This is a genomic window from Enterococcus sp. AZ067, from assembly GCF_051715005.1.
Lineage (GTDB): Bacteria > Bacillota > Bacilli > Lactobacillales > Enterococcaceae > Enterococcus_D > Enterococcus_D casseliflavus.
Genome location: NZ_JBIOSY010000001.1, coordinates 137,979 through 153,267 on the forward strand (window position 1 = coordinate 137,979; position 15,289 = coordinate 153,267).

Below are 15,289 nucleotides of genomic sequence, written 5' to 3' on the forward strand. Positions count from 1 at the left end.
GGGGGATTAGTGTGGATCAGGTATTGACGCAGCAAGAGATTGATTTATTGTTGAATGCGATGAGCAGCGGAGAGATCGATCAAGAAATTATTGAGATAGAAGACAAACAAGCCAAAGTGAAAGCCTACGATTTTCGCCGACCAACAAAGCTGTCGAAAGAATACGTCAATACCCTGCACATGATCTTCGAGGATTTCTCGAAGATGAGCAGCAGCATGCTTTCTACCCAACTGCGGACCAATGTTTCTTTGCAGTTGGCAGCTATCGAACAAGTCAGTTATGACGAATTTATCCATTCGATACCAAAATTTACTTTGTTGGGGCTCTTTCATTCGCAGCCTTTGAGCGGGATCCAAATGATCGAGATGAATCCACAACTGTGTATGATGTTGGTGGAATTGTTGTGCGGCGGCTTGGATGTCTATCAAAACAAGCCGATCGAGATGGATTTTAGCGAGAAAAAAAGTTTTACTGATATTGAAACAGCAATCTTGGAAGAAGTGGTGGCACAATTTGTCCGGGTCTACCAAAATGTTTGGAAGGACATCGTTGCCTTGGATTCGGTTTTGGATGGAATCGATACGAATCCGCAATTGATGCAAAACATGTCGCCCAACGAACCCGTCGTGTTAGTGACCTTTACTATCAAAATTTTTGAAGTGAAACATTTTATCAATCTATGTATCCCTTATGTCTTCTTTGAAGGGATCATTGATAAATTAAGTTTCCGCAATTGGTTTGATAGCAATCAGCCAGTCAACCAAGACGATAGCCGCGAGTTGCAAAAAAGTTTGAATAGCGTCGGTTTGAATTTAGAAGTTCTGCTGGGCCATGCTCAAATGAGTCTTTCTGAGTTTCTCCACTTAGAAGAAGGCGATGTCATCAAACTAGACAAAAAAATTACTGAACCATTGGAGACTTTCATCGATGGAAAACCTTACTTCCGAGCAAAACCTGGGAAGCAAGAGGACCGTTTAGCCATTGAATTATTAGACAAGTTAGAAGAGGAGCAAGAACTATGAGTGAACGTTTATCCCAAGCAGAAATCGATGCATTGTTGAATCAAAGTGCCCCAGCCCAGCCACAAGGATTAGAAGAGCAAGTCAAAGTCGACATTATCGGCGAAGTTGGCAATATCTCCATGTCGCAAGCAGCGACGACGTTGTCTTCCATTCTTGATCGTCGGGTCAGCATCACGACTCCCCGGGTGTCTAAAATCAAATTTGGTGAGATCTTAAACGACCTCGTTGCACCAAAAGTAGCGACGACAGTTGAATTTAAAGAAGGCCTTTTAGGCAGTAATTTGATGCTATTAGAAGTCAAAGATGCCATCGTGATCGCCGATTTGATGATGGGTGGAACTGGTGAAACCAGCAACACTCAATTTACGGAATTAGAGCTAAGTGCTGTGGCAGAAGCTATGAACCAAATGATTGGGACTGCCTCGACTTCGATGGCAACGATGATCAGCCGCAAAGTGGATATCTTGCCGCCGATCGTCAAACTATGGGAGACACCAGAAAACATTGAGTATAGCGGGATCGAGGCAGAGGAAGAGATTTATTGTATCTCATTTTCTTTGCGCGTCGAAGGTCTGATCGAAAGCAAAATCATGCAGATCTTTACGGATCCTGTGGTCAACGATATCGCCAGTGCGATGCTCTCAGACGAAGCGACTGTCGTTACTCGGGAAACACCAACACCGCAGCCAACGGCACCCGTTGCTGCGCCTACGCCAGAACCAGCGGCTGCATCAAAGCCCGTGGAAGTCAGCAAACCTGCGTTTCAAACATTGGCCTCCAGCGGTGTGAGCGATGGGGATAATTTGGACTTGATTCTTGATGTGCCATTGGATCTAAGTGTCGTGTTAGGCCGCAGCAAAAAAACTATTAAGGACATTTTATCTTTCAATACGGGGTCCGTCATCGAGCTGGAAAAACTGACGGATGAACCGCTAGAGATTTTGTTGAACGGCAAGCTGATCGCCACTGGGGAAGTCGTAGTCATCAATGAAAACTTCGGTGTGCGGATCACCAACATTCTTTCGCAAAAACAACGCATCCACAATTTGCATTAATTTGAAGAAATCGCAAAAAGTTAAACATATGGGTTTAACTTTTTTGTGATTTGACCGATAGTAGAGGGTAGAAGAATGAGAACGGAGGAGAACCTATGAAAATCGAAAGAGGTTACGCAGAATACAGCGACAAGGCCATCAAACGTGAAGCGGTCAAACAAGAAAAGCCATCTGCTGCTCAGACAGAAAAAACCGTCGATGTTCAATTGTCCGAAACAGCTCAAGCCATTCAAAAGAGTGCCAATCAAACAGCCAGTCGCAGTGAGCGAGTGGCAGAATTGAAACGAGCGATCAAAGAAGGCACCTACCAAGTATCTGCCGAAACGATCGCAGATAAAATGCTGCAACAAGATGAAAAGCAGGTCGACTAGATGACAGAACGGGAATTTGAGCGTCAGCTTCAGCAGTTCTTGCGGTTGCTGCAAAAAGAAAAGACCTGCTTGATCAAAAATCAAGCAGAAAAATTACCAGAACTCGTCGAGAAAAAAACCGCCTTCGTACCCATTTTTTCCACGTATGAAGGAACTCTTTCAGTGGCGATCAAAGAACTCATCCGCCAGATCCAAGTGCAGCAAGCCGAGAATCTCCTGCTGACGGAGCAAGCCATTAGTTTCCAAACTGTTTTGATGGATGCAGTCAAAGAAAATATCAAGACACCGGCAAATACGTATTCGAAATACCAAGAAAAACAAGCTGTTTCAACAGCGATCATCGATCAAAAAATGTAAGGAGTACTTCTATGACAGGACTATTTGGTTCATTAGGCACCGCAACCCGGGGCATGACCGCCAATCAAGCAGCGTTGCAAACCAGCAGCCATAACATTGCAAATACCAATACAGACGGCTACTCAAGACAACGAGTCAACTTGCAAGCCGAAGCGTCTTATCATTTAGCGGGTGTCGGCAGCATCGGTATGGGTGTGAAAGTCGGCAGTGTCGAACGGATCGTCGATGATTTTGTCATTGGACAAGTACGCAATGCCAATTCTACCTATACATATTATGAACAAAAAGCAGACATATTAGGACAGCTGGAAAGTTTAATGAATGAGCCTTCTGACAATGGACTGTCCAAACAGCTGGCAACGATGTTTGATTCTTGGACCGCATTAGCCAACAATCCTGAACTGGATACGTCTAAGACCCTTGTGCTGGAAAACAGCAGTACGTTTGCCGATACCATCAACCAAATGGGCAAACAAATGACGCAGCTGCAAAGCGACACGCTGGATACCATCGAAAAATCCGCGCTGGACTTCAATGAGAAGGTCAAACAGCTGCAATCCTTGAATGAACAGATCTATGGGTTGACGACGAGTGGTGAGACACCCAATGATCTTTTAGATCGTCGAGACAGTCTGTTGAAAGATCTCTCGGGTCTAGCAGGGATCGAAACCAAGACCGATCAGTATGGCCGTGGGTTTGTATCCATGAGCGGACAGACGATTTTAAGTGCGGAGGAACGCAATACCCTTAGTGTGGTGGTGGGACAAAGCGACACAGGCGCCTTGGTTTCCAAAGACGGCAACGCCTTGAATCCTGCCGAAACCATTACAGGGTCTTATCCAGCTGGAACCGTCTTGTTGACGAAAACCACCGACAATGGCGAAACCGCCTATACAGAATTGCCAATCAAAGAAGGCGCGATCGGAGGCCTGCAAGCATCATCTGGGGAGATCGGCAGTCGCCTGACGGAATTGAACAACTTTACGACGACAATCGCGCAAGCCATGAACATGGTCTTTACCGGCGGCGCTTCTCCTACTAGCGGTCTATTTGAGATCGGCCAAGATGATACTGGTACAGCGACGACGATTCGGGTCAGCCAAGCACTGTTAGATAACCCAAGTCTGGTGACCGGCGGAACGAGCAATGCAGCAGGAGATGGTTCAAGAGCTGCTGCAATGGCGAAACTCAGCAGTGCCAAATTGGATTTCCCGTTGTCAGAAAAGACGATCGCTTCTTTTGATTCTGAGACATTGACGTTTGCTAATGCAGCATCGGGCATGAGTGTCAGCAGTTATTTTAACAGCATCGTCACCAAAAACGGGATCTCAAAACAGCAAGCCGACAGTACGGTCAGTGCCCAATTGTCGCTGCTGAATCAACTAGAATACAAAAATCAATCGGTGTCTGGGGTTTCATTAAATGAAGAAATGTCAGATGTGATTCGTTTCCAACAAGGATTTCAGGCCAATGCCCGCATATTATCGGTCGTTTCTGAAATGTTAGACACATTGATCAATCGAACAGGAGTGTAGACCATGCGTATTTCCAATTCAATCACCTACAATGATTTTTTACGAAATCTAGGAACCAACGCCTCCAAAGTCCAATCCACGTTGAATCAGCTATCGAGCTTGAAAGAAGTCAGCAAGTCCTCGGATAATCCGCTGCTGGTTTCAAAAATCATGGATCTCAATGTGTCGTTAAATCAAAACAAAACTTACAACAATACGATCAAAGACAGTATTTCTTGGACAAAAGCCCAAGATTCTGCTTTAGAAAGCGTCAGTACTTCGATGCTGCGGATTCGCTCGTTGGTTCAATCTTCTGCCAATGCGACAGCTGGCAGTGAGGAATTAGGGGCAAATCGTTCAGAGATCGAGCAAGAGATCGAAGGCATCGTTGAATCATTAAACACCAACTTTGATGGCCGCTATCTATTTAGCGGAACGAATACGACGACGGCGCCTTTTGAGATCGTCAAAGAAAATGACGCCATCGTCGGTATCAAATACAATGGCACCAGCGAAGACTTGCCGCGAGAAATCGCAAATGGGGTCTCAGTGGATCTGTTAGCCAGCGGTGATCGTCTGATGAACGAGACGGGCACCGCTGCGGATCCCCAAAATTTAAGCACCTATTTCAATGATTTGTTGTCTGCATTGCGCAGTGATGATAAAGATGCCTTAGGGGGCGAGCTTTTAACCGCTCATGACCAGCATGCCACTAATGTGGTGAATGTACGGGCGCAGATCGGCACCCTCTACAATCGCTTGGAGGCGGCAGCTGATCGAAATGAGACGGAAAAGCTGAACTTGACCGAAACACTGTCCAACAAACAAGACGTCGATATTGCGGAAAAGTATATGGAATATCAAAATCAAATGACTGCCTACCGTTCAACATTAGCGATGGGAACAAAGATCATGCAGATGTCCATTCTAGATTATTTAAATTAACCCAAAAACTTTTGTTCTTTGCTGAGAGCAAAAGTTTTTTATTTTTTTTAGAAAAAAGGCTTAACCCTGAACGGTTTCTTCCGATAAATAGTAGCAGAGGGAAACCTTAGCGAATAAAAATTAGGAGGAACTACACATGAGAATCAATACAAACGTTTCAGCATTGAATACTTACTCACGCCTAACGGCAGCAAATGCTTCTAAAAGCAATTCTTTGTCTAAATTATCTTCAGGCTTACGCATCAACAAAGCTGGGGACGACGCAGCTGGCTTAGCAATTTCTGAAAAAATGAAAGGCCAAATCGGCGGTTTGTCACAAGCAAAAAGCAACGCACAAGATGGTATTTCATTGATCCAAACAGCAGAAGGTGCATTAAATGAAACCCACAGCATCTTAGGCCGTATGCGTGATCTTGCGGTTCAAAGTTCAAACGGTACGTTAAGTGATGACGACCGCAGTGCGATCAACAAAGAATACACCGCATTGTCTGATGAAATCGACCGTATCAGCAATACCACTGAATTCAATACAAAAAGCTTGTTAACTGGTGAAGGCGATGATGCGAAATCATTCACTTTCCAAATCGGTGCCAACGCAAACCAAACAATGAGCGTTTCAATCAACAACATGAGCTCATCTGCATTGAAAGTAAAAGGCTTAGATTTAACACAAGCCATTGATACAAGCGATGCTAAAGCTGTTGCTGCAGCAAAAGATAAAGCAGTAGCGACTGCCTTCAAAGCAGATGCTACAACAAAATATGCAGCGGACGGCACAGTTGATGCGGCTGCTGGTAAAACAGTTGCTGAATTAAAAACAGCCATCGAATCTGCAGCTGATGATACAGCAAAAGCAACAGCTCAAAAAACATACGATGATGCTTTAGCAACATTTACCGCTTCTGATGAAGGCAAAGCAGCAGCGGCAACTGTCAGCGTTGAAAACAACCCAATCACAAAAATCGATGAAGCGATCAAAGCAGTTTCTGCACAACGTGCGGATCTTGGTGCGGCGCAAAACCGTCTAGAACACACAATCAACAACTTAGGTACAACGCAAGAAAACCTATCTGAAGCAAACTCACGTATCCGTGACGTTGATATGGCGCAAGAAATGATGAGCTTTACGAAGAGCAACATCCTTTCTCAAGCAGCAACTTCAATGTTGGCACAAGCAAACTCAATGCCTAACAGCGTATTGAGCTTGTTACAAGGATAATTTTTGATCAAGTGAACCACTGACACAAGGACTGCCTAGGGGAAGCGCAGTTCTTGTGTTTTACATAGCAGCACAAAAACGCTTAGAAATGAGGAAGCTCTGATGGATATTCAGCCAATGTCAGGAATACACCCGATCGAAGCCGTTGCGTCGGTCGCTAAAGCACGTCCGATCGAATCCCTAGATCAAGAGAACGCCAACCTTCAGCCGCAACACCAAGAGGGGAAACTGGCGGAGAAAAAGGAACAGACAGTGGCCACTGAACCGCCGATCCACTATTTTTCAGTAGCCGATCAGCACAAGATCGCATCCTCCGTGGAGGAAGTGAATCAGCGACTACTTGGCAAAGATATGAAATTGGCTTATGAAGTACATGAGCGCACAGGGCGTACGATGGTGCGTTTAGTGGATATGCAGACCAACGAAGTGATCAAAGAGATCCCGCCCGCCAACATGCTAGACGTGATTGGGAAAATATGGGATGACATGGGCATCGCGGTCGATCGAAAGGGATGAAAACATGGCAAGTGTAACCAGCAGTTCAGGAATCAGTACAACGCTAGGGAGTTATTCTGGCGTGACTTCAGAAGATATTGAAAAATTATTGGCGGCAGATGCGATCAACAAGACCCGCGCTGAGAATAAAATCACGTCGCTTAAAGCACAAAAAACGGCGTGGAGTGATATCAGCACTCGCTTGACTAACTTTTTGTCAAAAGTCGATGCATTACAAAAAGATGATGCTTATCAAACGAAAAAAGCGACGACCACCAATAGCAGCATCGCTTCAATTGCAGGAACAACGGAAGCTCCAGAAGGCACCTATGATCTAAAAGTCAACCAACTAGCAACAGCCACGAAGGTGACGGGGAGTCAATTAGCTCAAAGCAGCAAAACGGCCCTAAATGTCAGTGGTCAGCTGTCATTGACCAGTTCGGAAGTCGATGAAGATGGCAAACCGATCACCGCTTCGATCGAGATCACGGCCGAAGATAGCTTAAAAGATGTGGCAGCCAAGATCAATAGCCAAAGCAAGACGACCTTCGTCGCGGCGAGCATCGTGGATAACCGTTTGATTTTAACGAATACCAAAATGGGCGACAAAAATTTCTTGATCGACGGCAATGCCGCCGAAGGGTTAGGGATCGGTTCAACTGCGACAACGACGCAAGGCCAACCGGCTATTTTTGAGCTAGATGGCATGAAGATCATTCGCGACAGCAACAGTGTGACGGATGTTATCGATGGTGTCACGCTGACGTTAGCGAAAAAAAGCGAGGAGCATGTGACGCTTTCTTTAGCCAATGATACCTCGAAAGTCGTTGATGCAGTGCAAGGATTAGTGGATCAATACAATAGCTTGATGAGTTTTATCGGCGACAATTTGACCGTGGGAGATCCTAGTAGTGAAAACAACAAGACGGGGACCTTGGTGGGAGACAGTGCGTTGACTCGTCTACAGACCCAATTGCGAAATTTGATCACCATTCCAGCCGTCAGCGGCTCAAAGCTGACCGCCAATAAGCTAGGCATCTCCACCGTTGATAATGATGGTACATTGGGACTGGATACGACAAAGTTAAAAGAAGCCTTAGCGGAAGATCCCGCTGCTGTGAAGTCCTTCTTTTATGCAAGTACGAAAACTAAAGAAGCCGATGGCACTGCGAGCACGAAAGAGACTGGCTATACACTAGCCCTAAAAGAATTAGCCAACAGCTATGTCGTCAATACTTCAGCCAATAAAGGGATCATTGCCACCAAATCTGCGACCTATGACAGTACCATCAAGGATTTAAACAAGCAGATCACACGGTTTGATGATATTTTGGCAATGAAAAAAGAGCGTTACATCACAATGTTTACCAAGTTAGACTCCGTGATGATGGAGGCTGAAAATCAGCTGAGCTACCTAAGTAATCAGTTTGCCAATACGTCAAACTAGGCTAGATAGCCGATTAAAGCAGTCATTTTTTCATTCGCATAAGAAACCCTCGTCAACATGAAAGGAAACAACCTATGGAGCCACACGTATCATTAGATGAACGTTTGAATCAGATCTTAACTGGTTTTGCCCAATGGCGCGGCGACAGCGAAGAAGCCGGTCGTTTGATGGCAGCCAATGCAGCGGTCATAGCAGCCATGCAAGCAGAAGCACAGAGCCATAGTCCACAAACCAGTGTATTGGCGCAACAAGTGATCCAAGCGTATCAAGCGTTCTTAGACCAAGTCAAAGCCCAGCAGCAAGAGATTAAACAAGAATTGGGGCGTTTGAACCGCAAAAACAATCTTGTCAAAACGTATTTGCAGCAAGAAGACAGTGCCGCCTTCGTCGAATTTGATTTATAGTGAGGAAAAAAAGATGAATTATCAAAAAATGCAAAACAACTATTTGCAGAACCAAGTAATGAGTGCCTCCCCCAACAAACTGATTGAAATGCTGTTGCAAGCAGCGATCAAAAATATCAAATTAGCAGTGATCGCATTGGAAAAAGAAGAGTTGAGCCAAGCTCATCAGCAATTTGTCAAGGCGCAGAATATTTTATTGGAATTACGGGTCTCTTTAGACCGTGAGCAAGGCGGCGCTATTGCTGAAGATCTCGATCAGCTGTATGGCTATATGTACGATCAGCTAGTCAGTGCCAATGTCCAAAAAGAGGCAGCCCCTGCAGAAACGGTCGTCCCACTTTTAAGCGAACTACTGGAAAGTTGGCAAACGATCACCCAATAAATTTGAGAAAAAGCAAAGAAATGACCACCTAAAACCTAGAAAAGTTTAGTAATTGGTTAAATTTTTACCATGTATCCCTTTTCACTAAGCTTTCTTTTTCCCCTCCTCGTCCCTATCTGGTACTCTTTTTATGAGCGTACCGAAAAGGTGCAAGGAGGTTTTTTTTTGAAACAAAAAATAGTACAAAAGCCGCTTTTCTGGCAAGTGGTGATTCTGATTGCAATGAGTGGTGTTTTTTTATTGCCGCAGATTTTAGGCCAAGGCATGATTTTGGGCTCTGATGTGGTCTTTCACTTCAATCGCTTTTATGAGACCAGCCAGCAGATCAAAGAGGGCAATTTTCAATATTTTCTTTCTATCTACGGGTTTCAGCAATCTGCTCGTATCGTCAATGCATTATACGGGCCCTTTTTTGCCTATTTCCAAGGACTGCTGGTCTTGCTGAGTCCTTCGTGGTTTTCCTACCAGCTGCTCGCCAACGGGCTGCTCTATTTGTTAGCAGGGTTTTCGATGTTTGGCTTATTAAAGAAATTACGAGTCAATGGTTGGCTGTCAGTGGGGATGAGCGTCCTGTTTATGGCGACCTATTCTGTCCAGTATTGGATTGAGCGACAGGGCTTTTCTGCTTGGGGGGCGGCTGTGCTGCCGCTGTGCCTGATTCCACTGATCGCACTAGGGGAACATAAACGGTTACGGCCTTTTGCGGTAGGGGTTTCCGTGGCGGTCTTATTTCAAATCCATGTGTTTTCAAGCATCTTGTTAGTGTTCTTATACGTGCCCTTTTTCTTACGCGCCTTTTTTGTTGGGACTTCTGGCGAAGAAAAACGACAATTGGTGCTGCGCTTAGCAGGAGCGATCGGGATCTTCTTGCTACTGACCGCCAATATTTGGTTAGGGATGTTGGATCTTTATACGAGTAACACCTTGATCGCGCCTTTTGTGAATCGCAACATGCAGAACAATACCATTACTGGAACCAGCAGCTATTGGTGGACGACTCCGTACCTGCTGCCCATCTTATGTGCTTTGTTCTTTTGTGGTGCGATCCGTGTGTGGCCACGTCTATCTGGCGGCTTCAAATTAATGACGGCAGCTGCAGCAGTCTTTTTCGTTTTATCATCGAACGCTGTTCCTTGGCAATGGCTAGGCAGTCTGGACAATGGTGTAATCAATTTACTGCAATTTCCTTTTCGGTTCTTTGTTCCTGCCACGATTTTGATCTTAGTCGGTTTGTGCCTGCTAGTTCCTTATTATCGGGGCAAGCCATTGGCAAATCCGCGTTGGTTTGTCCTCGTTTTAGTCTTGAGTGTTGGTCAAATCCTGATCCAAAACACGGTCAAAATGCAGGACTGGCACTCCGATGAAGCTGCGGTTTCACTGCGAAACCACACCTATCTGTCGGCGGAATCTGAAGCGCAATTGAAGGAAGCCTATTTTAGTAACGACAAGTCCTTAGCATTAGCGCTGTATCAACGTTCTACGCCAGATTATCTGCCCCTCTATCAAGAAACCAAGAAGAACAAGTACAATTTGTACGGGGAAGAAATCATTGAAAAGAATGATACCGTGGCAAAAACCGTAGAAAACGGGAAGCTTACTTTACGTTGGCAAGGTGATCAAGAGACGTGGAAGGCGTTACCGATCATCAATTACCGATATACTGAATTGACCCTCAATCAGCAGCCACTAACTGAAAAAGATGTCTCTTTGAGTGCCATTGGTGCCGTTTCTGTCCAACAGCAAGCAGGGGAGAATGTCTTAGTCGTTGATTACGACGCGCCTTGGTTTTTCGACGGAGCTTTATGGCTGACGATCATTTCTTGGCTCGCTTTACTCATCGGCTTTATCAGCTGGAAAACAAGACAGCTGTACCGTCGTCGTAAGGTCGTACAAGCTTTATTGAAAGAATCTGAATAAAATGAATCAGAAAAGAACTTCAGCGAGAGGGCTGAAGTTCTTTTTTTGCTGATCAACAACAGTGGACCTGTTGCTTTTCGTCAGAAACAATAATCGTTGCGCACGCAACGATTATTCCTTATAATAGATTAGACACTTTGAAGAACTAAGAAAGGCAGGAGTGCTCATGGAAGCCATTATCCGCTCAATCAATCATATTGCCCGTCTCGCCACCCTTTATCGGGAAAAAGAATTGAAAAAATTTGGTTTAGGTGGGATGCATCATACCTATATCTTAAACATTTGCCGCCAACCGGGGATCAGTCAAGAAGCCTTAGCCAAGAAGATTTTTGTGAATAAAAGCAATGTTGCCCGTCAACTAGCAATCCTAGAAGAACGAGGATTTGTCACTAGAACCAGCAGTCCCACCGACAAACGACAATTACTGGTTTATCCAACCGAAAAAGCACTCGGCGTCCAACCAGCGATCCAGCAGCTGCTTCAAAGCTGGAATGAACAAGTCGTAGCAGGTTTTTCTGCTGCCCAACAGCAGCAGTTGATCGCCGATCTGGAAATCGTCAAAGAAAATTCCCAGCGGCTTTTAGCGAAAGATGAGGCGATGGAATGAATCTTTTGACTCAATATTTAAAACCCTATATCGGCCGCATCTCCCTTGGCGTCAGTATCAAATTCTTCGGCTCCCTGATGGACTTGCTATTGCCTTGGATTTTGGCGTACATCATCGATTCTGTGATTCCCACGAAGCAGGTATCTGCGATTTTTGCTTGGGGTGGGGCGATGGTGGTCTGCTCCATCATCGCAGTCGTCACCAATATCATCGCCAATCGGATGGCCTCCAGTGTTGCTCGCGATACCACCGGCAGTATACGCCATGATTTATTTGAAAAAGTTTCCTATCTATCGATTCCGCAAGTCGAAGAAGTCGGGATCCCTTCCTTGGTGTCTCGCTTGACGACAGACACTTACAACATCCATCAAACGGTAGGGATGATCCAGCGGATGGGGATTCGTGCCCCGATTCTGTTATTAGGGGGGATCATGATCACTGCCACATTAGATCCCGTGTTGACGCTGGTCTTAGTAGGCGTCTTGCCCTTCACTTTAGTGGCGGCAGTCACGATCTCGAAACGGGGAATCCCCTTGTTTGCTTCATTACAAAAGCAAGTGGATGTGTTGGTGCGAACTGTCCGTGAAAATGTGACTGGGGCTCGGGTGATCAAGGCCTTGTCCAAAGCAGATTACGAGAAAAAGCGCTTTGACCACGTCAATCAAGACGTAGTAGCTGCGGAAACCACCGCTAATCGAACGATGGCTGCAACACCGCCCCTGATGGACCTATTTTTGAATATCGGACTGACGCTAGTGATCGTCGTCAGTGCCTTTCGCGTCAATCAAGGATTGACCCAACCAGGCGTCATCATCGCCTTTTTGACTTATTTTACGATCATTTTGAATGCCATGCTCAGTATCACGCGCATCTTTGTGATCGTGTCGAAGGGGCTGGCTTCTGCCGATCGGATCCAATCCGTCTTGCGCCTGCCGCAAAATATGCAAGTCATTGAGGCGCCTGTCAAAGAAGAGTCGGCGCATATCGTTTTTGAAAAAGTTTCCTTCACCTATCCTAACGGTACCCAGGTGCTGAAAGACATCGATTTTTCCTTGCAGCCGGGAGAAACCTTAGGGATCATCGGTGCGACTGGTAGTGGAAAATCAACGATCGTCAAACTACTGCTGCGGCTCTATGACCCAACGAAGGGCATGATTCGCATCGCTGGTCGCGACATTCGCTCCATCGATCCGACGGAGCTGCATCAGTTATTCGGTGTCGTCTTACAAAAAGACGTGCTTTTTGCGGAAACGATCGAAGAAAATATCGCCTTTGGCCGGCGGTTTTCCAAAGAGCAGATCGAAGAAGCGGCGGCTCGCGCCCAAGCCAAGGAGTTTATCAATCAACTACCCAAGCGCTTAGCTCATCCACTGCATGCTAAAGGCAGCAATTTAAGCGGGGGTCAAAAGCAGCGGGTCTTGTTATCGCGGGCCTTGGCGGGGGATCCAGAGATTTTGATTTTGGATGATTCTGCCAGTGCGCTGGATTATCGGACCGACGCTCAGTTGCGCAAGGTCCTGAGACAGCAGTTTCAACAGACGACGACGGTCTTGATCGCGCAGCGGATCAGCTCGATCCAGCATGCCGACAAAATTTTGGTACTGGAAAACGGGCAAATGAACGGCTTTGGCAGTCACCAAGAGTTACTAGCAGAAAATGCGATCTACCAAGCCATTTATCAAGGTCAGACAGGAGGTGCCGACGATGCCGAAGAAAAAAACGGAAAAACCGCAGGATAGTAAGAAAACACTACGGCGTTTGTGGGGCTATCTCTACGAGTACAAAGGTCTCCTGCTGGCAGCCGCTGTATTGATGATGGCCAGCAACATTTTCGCCTTGGTGGGCCCGTTGCTTTCAGGGTACGCCATTGATGCCATTCAACCGGGTCCCGGCAAGGTCATTTTTGACCGAGTCTTCTTTTATTGTGGGCTGATGCTGCTGTTTTATCTTGCGTCTTCCCTTCTTAGTTATCTGATTTCGCTCATGATGATCCGCTTGAGTCAGCGGGTGGTGGCAGCGATGCGCAAGGCGATTTTTGATAAAATCACCGAACTGCCGGTTGGGTATTTTGACCGAGTCGCCACTGGGGATATCATCAGCCGCATCAGTTATGATGTCGATACCATCAATACGTCATTGGCCAGCGATGCCATTCAAGTCCTCAGCAGTCTTGTGACGATCATTGGTTCGTTTGTGATGATGGTTTTGATTTCGCCGCTGCTGGTGCTGATTTTTGTCGTAACGGTTCCCGCTTCGATCTTTTTGACCCGCTTTTTGATGAGCAAATTTCAACCATTGTTTCGCCGTCGTTCTCGCAAATTAGGCGAACTGAACGGCTTTGTGGAAGAGATTATTTCTGGCCAGCAAACGATCAAGCTGTATAACCAAGAAGAAGCGATCATCAGCCGTTTTGACGAAAAAAACCAAGAAGCGGTGGATGCCTATTACAATGCCGAGTACTACGGCAGTATGACTGGTCCTTCCATCAACTTTATCAACAATCTGTCGTTGTCCTTGATCAGTATGTTTGGCGCCTTGCTGTTTTTGTTCGGTCATCTGACATTAGGGAATGTTTCTTCCTTTGTTCTTTACTCCAGAAAATTCTCAGGACCAATCAATGAGTTAGCCAACATCTTCAGCGATTTGCAATCAGCATTGGCGGCGGCAGAACGGATCTTCCGTTTGCTGGATGAAGAACCTGAAGTTTCTGATGTTCCTGGAGCCTACGAATACCACGAGGTGTCTGGTGATGTCGCCTTTGACCATGTGACCTTCGGCTATCAAGCACAGCAGCCCATCATCAAAGACCTTTCGCTACAAGTACCAGCTGGCAGCTTGGTCGCGATCGTCGGACCGACCGGAGCCGGGAAAACCACCATCGTGAACCTCTTGATGCGGTTTTATGACCCTGACCAAGGAGCGATTCGGTTAGACGGTAAAAATATCCGCCAAGCGACACGCCGCAGCTTACGGCAAAGCTATGCGATGGTGCTGCAAGATACCTGGTTGTTCACGGGAACGGTTTTCGACAATTTGGCCTACGGCAAGGCGAATGCGACGTTGGCAGAAGTCCAAGCTGCTGCACAAGCCGCCCATATCCATGACTTTATTATGAGCCTGCCAAAAGGCTATGATACTTTGATCTCTGAAGACGGAACCGGTATCTCACAAGGGCAAAAACAGCTGTTGACGATTGCACGAGCAATGCTGTTGGATGCCGATCTGTTGATTCTTGATGAAGCCACATCGAATGTCGACACGCAAACAGAGCTGCTGATCCAAGCAGCGATGACCAAATTGATGAAAGGCAAAACCTCCTTTGTGATCGCCCATCGCTTGTCCACGATTCGACATGCTGATACGATCCTCGTGGTGGAACAGGGGAATATCGTAGAGCAAGGGACCCACGAAGAGTTATTAGCCAAAGAGGGGCGTTACGCCGCACTCTATCAGGCACAATTTGATGCATGATCCATAGCTAGTCCACATCCTTGCAAGGAGAACGCCACTGCTTGCAAGGATGTTTTTTGCGTGCCATCGACTTTCTTGGCATA

15 protein-coding genes are annotated in these 15,289 nt (G+C 46.1%); all 15 read left to right on the forward strand.

Annotated elements, in window-relative coordinates; translation table 11 throughout:
- Positions 1-11: 11 nt before the first annotated feature.
- The 15 genes from fliM (at position 12) to IGI82_RS00725 (ending at position 15,206) form a co-directional block, all read left to right on the forward strand.
- On the forward strand, positions 12-1,022 hold the full coding sequence (gene fliM, locus IGI82_RS00655) for a flagellar motor switch protein FliM (RefSeq protein ID WP_438841691.1): 1,011 nt from the start codon (positions 12-14) through the stop codon (positions 1,020-1,022).
- Positions 1,019-2,077 (forward strand): flagellar motor switch phosphatase FliY, encoded by a 1,059-nt coding sequence (gene fliY / locus IGI82_RS00660; RefSeq protein WP_005226637.1) that lies wholly within the window; start codon positions 1,019-1,021, stop codon positions 2,075-2,077. The genes fliM and fliY overlap by 4 nt, the downstream gene beginning before the upstream one ends.
- 95 nt (positions 2,078-2,172) lie before the next feature.
- On the forward strand, positions 2,173-2,448 hold the full coding sequence (flgM, locus tag IGI82_RS00665; RefSeq protein WP_005226638.1) for a flagellar biosynthesis anti-sigma factor FlgM: 276 nt from the start codon (positions 2,173-2,175) through the stop codon (positions 2,446-2,448).
- Complete coding sequence (locus IGI82_RS00670) at positions 2,449-2,805, forward strand: hypothetical protein (RefSeq protein ID WP_074535616.1); 357 nt, start codon at positions 2,449-2,451, stop codon at positions 2,803-2,805.
- 11 nt (positions 2,806-2,816) lie between these two features.
- On the forward strand, positions 2,817-4,340 hold the full coding sequence (flgK, locus tag IGI82_RS00675) for a flagellar hook-associated protein FlgK (protein WP_438841692.1): 1,524 nt from the start codon (positions 2,817-2,819) through the stop codon (positions 4,338-4,340).
- Positions 4,341-4,343: 3 nt separating this feature from the next.
- Positions 4,344-5,264, forward strand: coding sequence for a flagellar hook-associated protein FlgL (gene flgL, locus IGI82_RS00680; RefSeq protein ID WP_005226641.1), 921 nt, complete (start codon positions 4,344-4,346; stop codon positions 5,262-5,264).
- Positions 5,265-5,400: 136 nt separating this feature from the next.
- On the forward strand, positions 5,401-6,483 hold the full coding sequence (locus tag IGI82_RS00685) for a flagellin N-terminal helical domain-containing protein (protein WP_375819240.1): 1,083 nt from the start codon (positions 5,401-5,403) through the stop codon (positions 6,481-6,483).
- 102 nt (positions 6,484-6,585) lie between these two features.
- Positions 6,586-6,999, forward strand: coding sequence for a flagellar protein FlaG (locus IGI82_RS00690; protein ID WP_128488771.1), 414 nt, complete (start codon positions 6,586-6,588; stop codon positions 6,997-6,999).
- Between the two features lie 4 nt (positions 7,000-7,003).
- Positions 7,004-8,425, forward strand: coding sequence for a flagellar filament capping protein FliD (gene fliD / locus IGI82_RS00695; RefSeq protein WP_438842592.1), 1,422 nt, complete (start codon positions 7,004-7,006; stop codon positions 8,423-8,425).
- Between the two features lie 74 nt (positions 8,426-8,499).
- Positions 8,500-8,829, forward strand: coding sequence for a hypothetical protein (locus tag IGI82_RS00700; protein WP_413132146.1), 330 nt, complete (start codon positions 8,500-8,502; stop codon positions 8,827-8,829).
- Between the two features lie 13 nt (positions 8,830-8,842).
- Complete coding sequence (gene fliS / locus IGI82_RS00705; RefSeq protein ID WP_008376567.1) at positions 8,843-9,211, forward strand: flagellar export chaperone FliS; 369 nt, start codon at positions 8,843-8,845, stop codon at positions 9,209-9,211.
- Between the two features lie 165 nt (positions 9,212-9,376).
- A complete protein-coding gene (locus IGI82_RS00710; protein WP_208770076.1) occupies positions 9,377-11,128 on the forward strand; it encodes a hypothetical protein in 1,752 nt (583 codons plus the stop codon).
- 166 nt (positions 11,129-11,294) lie between these two features.
- Complete coding sequence (locus IGI82_RS00715) at positions 11,295-11,735, forward strand: MarR family winged helix-turn-helix transcriptional regulator (protein ID WP_087626720.1); 441 nt, start codon at positions 11,295-11,297, stop codon at positions 11,733-11,735.
- Positions 11,732-13,474 (forward strand): ABC transporter ATP-binding protein, encoded by a 1,743-nt coding sequence (locus IGI82_RS00720; protein ID WP_005226665.1) that lies wholly within the window; start codon positions 11,732-11,734, stop codon positions 13,472-13,474. The genes IGI82_RS00715 and IGI82_RS00720 overlap by 4 nt, the downstream gene beginning before the upstream one ends.
- Positions 13,440-15,206: an ABC transporter ATP-binding protein gene (locus tag IGI82_RS00725; protein WP_074934300.1), complete on the forward strand. Its 1,767-nt coding sequence runs from the start codon at positions 13,440-13,442 to the stop codon at positions 15,204-15,206. Before IGI82_RS00720 ends, IGI82_RS00725 begins: the two co-directional genes overlap by 35 nt.
- The last annotated feature ends 83 nt before the right edge of the window (positions 15,207-15,289 follow it).

What these genes read in the sequence shown, in the direction of transcription:
- IGI82_RS00685 (WP_375819240.1), top strand. Translation starts at nt 5,401, where the DNA reads ATGAGAATCAATACAAACGTTTCAGCATTGAATACTTACTCACGCCTA.
- fliY (WP_005226637.1), top strand. Translation starts at nt 1,019, where the DNA reads ATGAGTGAACGTTTATCCCAAGCAGAAATCGATGCATTGTTGAATCAA.
- flgL (WP_005226641.1), top strand. Translation starts at nt 4,344, where the DNA reads ATGCGTATTTCCAATTCAATCACCTACAATGATTTTTTACGAAATCTA.
- fliS (WP_008376567.1), top strand. Translation starts at nt 8,843, where the DNA reads ATGAATTATCAAAAAATGCAAAACAACTATTTGCAGAACCAAGTAATG.
- IGI82_RS00715 (WP_087626720.1), top strand. Translation starts at nt 11,295, where the DNA reads ATGGAAGCCATTATCCGCTCAATCAATCATATTGCCCGTCTCGCCACC.
- IGI82_RS00700 (WP_413132146.1), top strand. Translation starts at nt 8,500, where the DNA reads ATGGAGCCACACGTATCATTAGATGAACGTTTGAATCAGATCTTAACT.
- IGI82_RS00690 (WP_128488771.1), top strand. Translation starts at nt 6,586, where the DNA reads ATGGATATTCAGCCAATGTCAGGAATACACCCGATCGAAGCCGTTGCG.
- IGI82_RS00670 (WP_074535616.1), top strand. Translation starts at nt 2,449, where the DNA reads ATGACAGAACGGGAATTTGAGCGTCAGCTTCAGCAGTTCTTGCGGTTG.
- flgK (WP_438841692.1), top strand. Translation starts at nt 2,817, where the DNA reads ATGACAGGACTATTTGGTTCATTAGGCACCGCAACCCGGGGCATGACC.
- flgM (WP_005226638.1), top strand. Translation starts at nt 2,173, where the DNA reads ATGAAAATCGAAAGAGGTTACGCAGAATACAGCGACAAGGCCATCAAA.
- IGI82_RS00720 (WP_005226665.1), top strand. Translation starts at nt 11,732, where the DNA reads ATGAATCTTTTGACTCAATATTTAAAACCCTATATCGGCCGCATCTCC.
- fliD (WP_438842592.1), top strand. Translation starts at nt 7,004, where the DNA reads ATGGCAAGTGTAACCAGCAGTTCAGGAATCAGTACAACGCTAGGGAGT.
- IGI82_RS00725 (WP_074934300.1), top strand. Translation starts at nt 13,440, where the DNA reads ATGCCGAAGAAAAAAACGGAAAAACCGCAGGATAGTAAGAAAACACTA.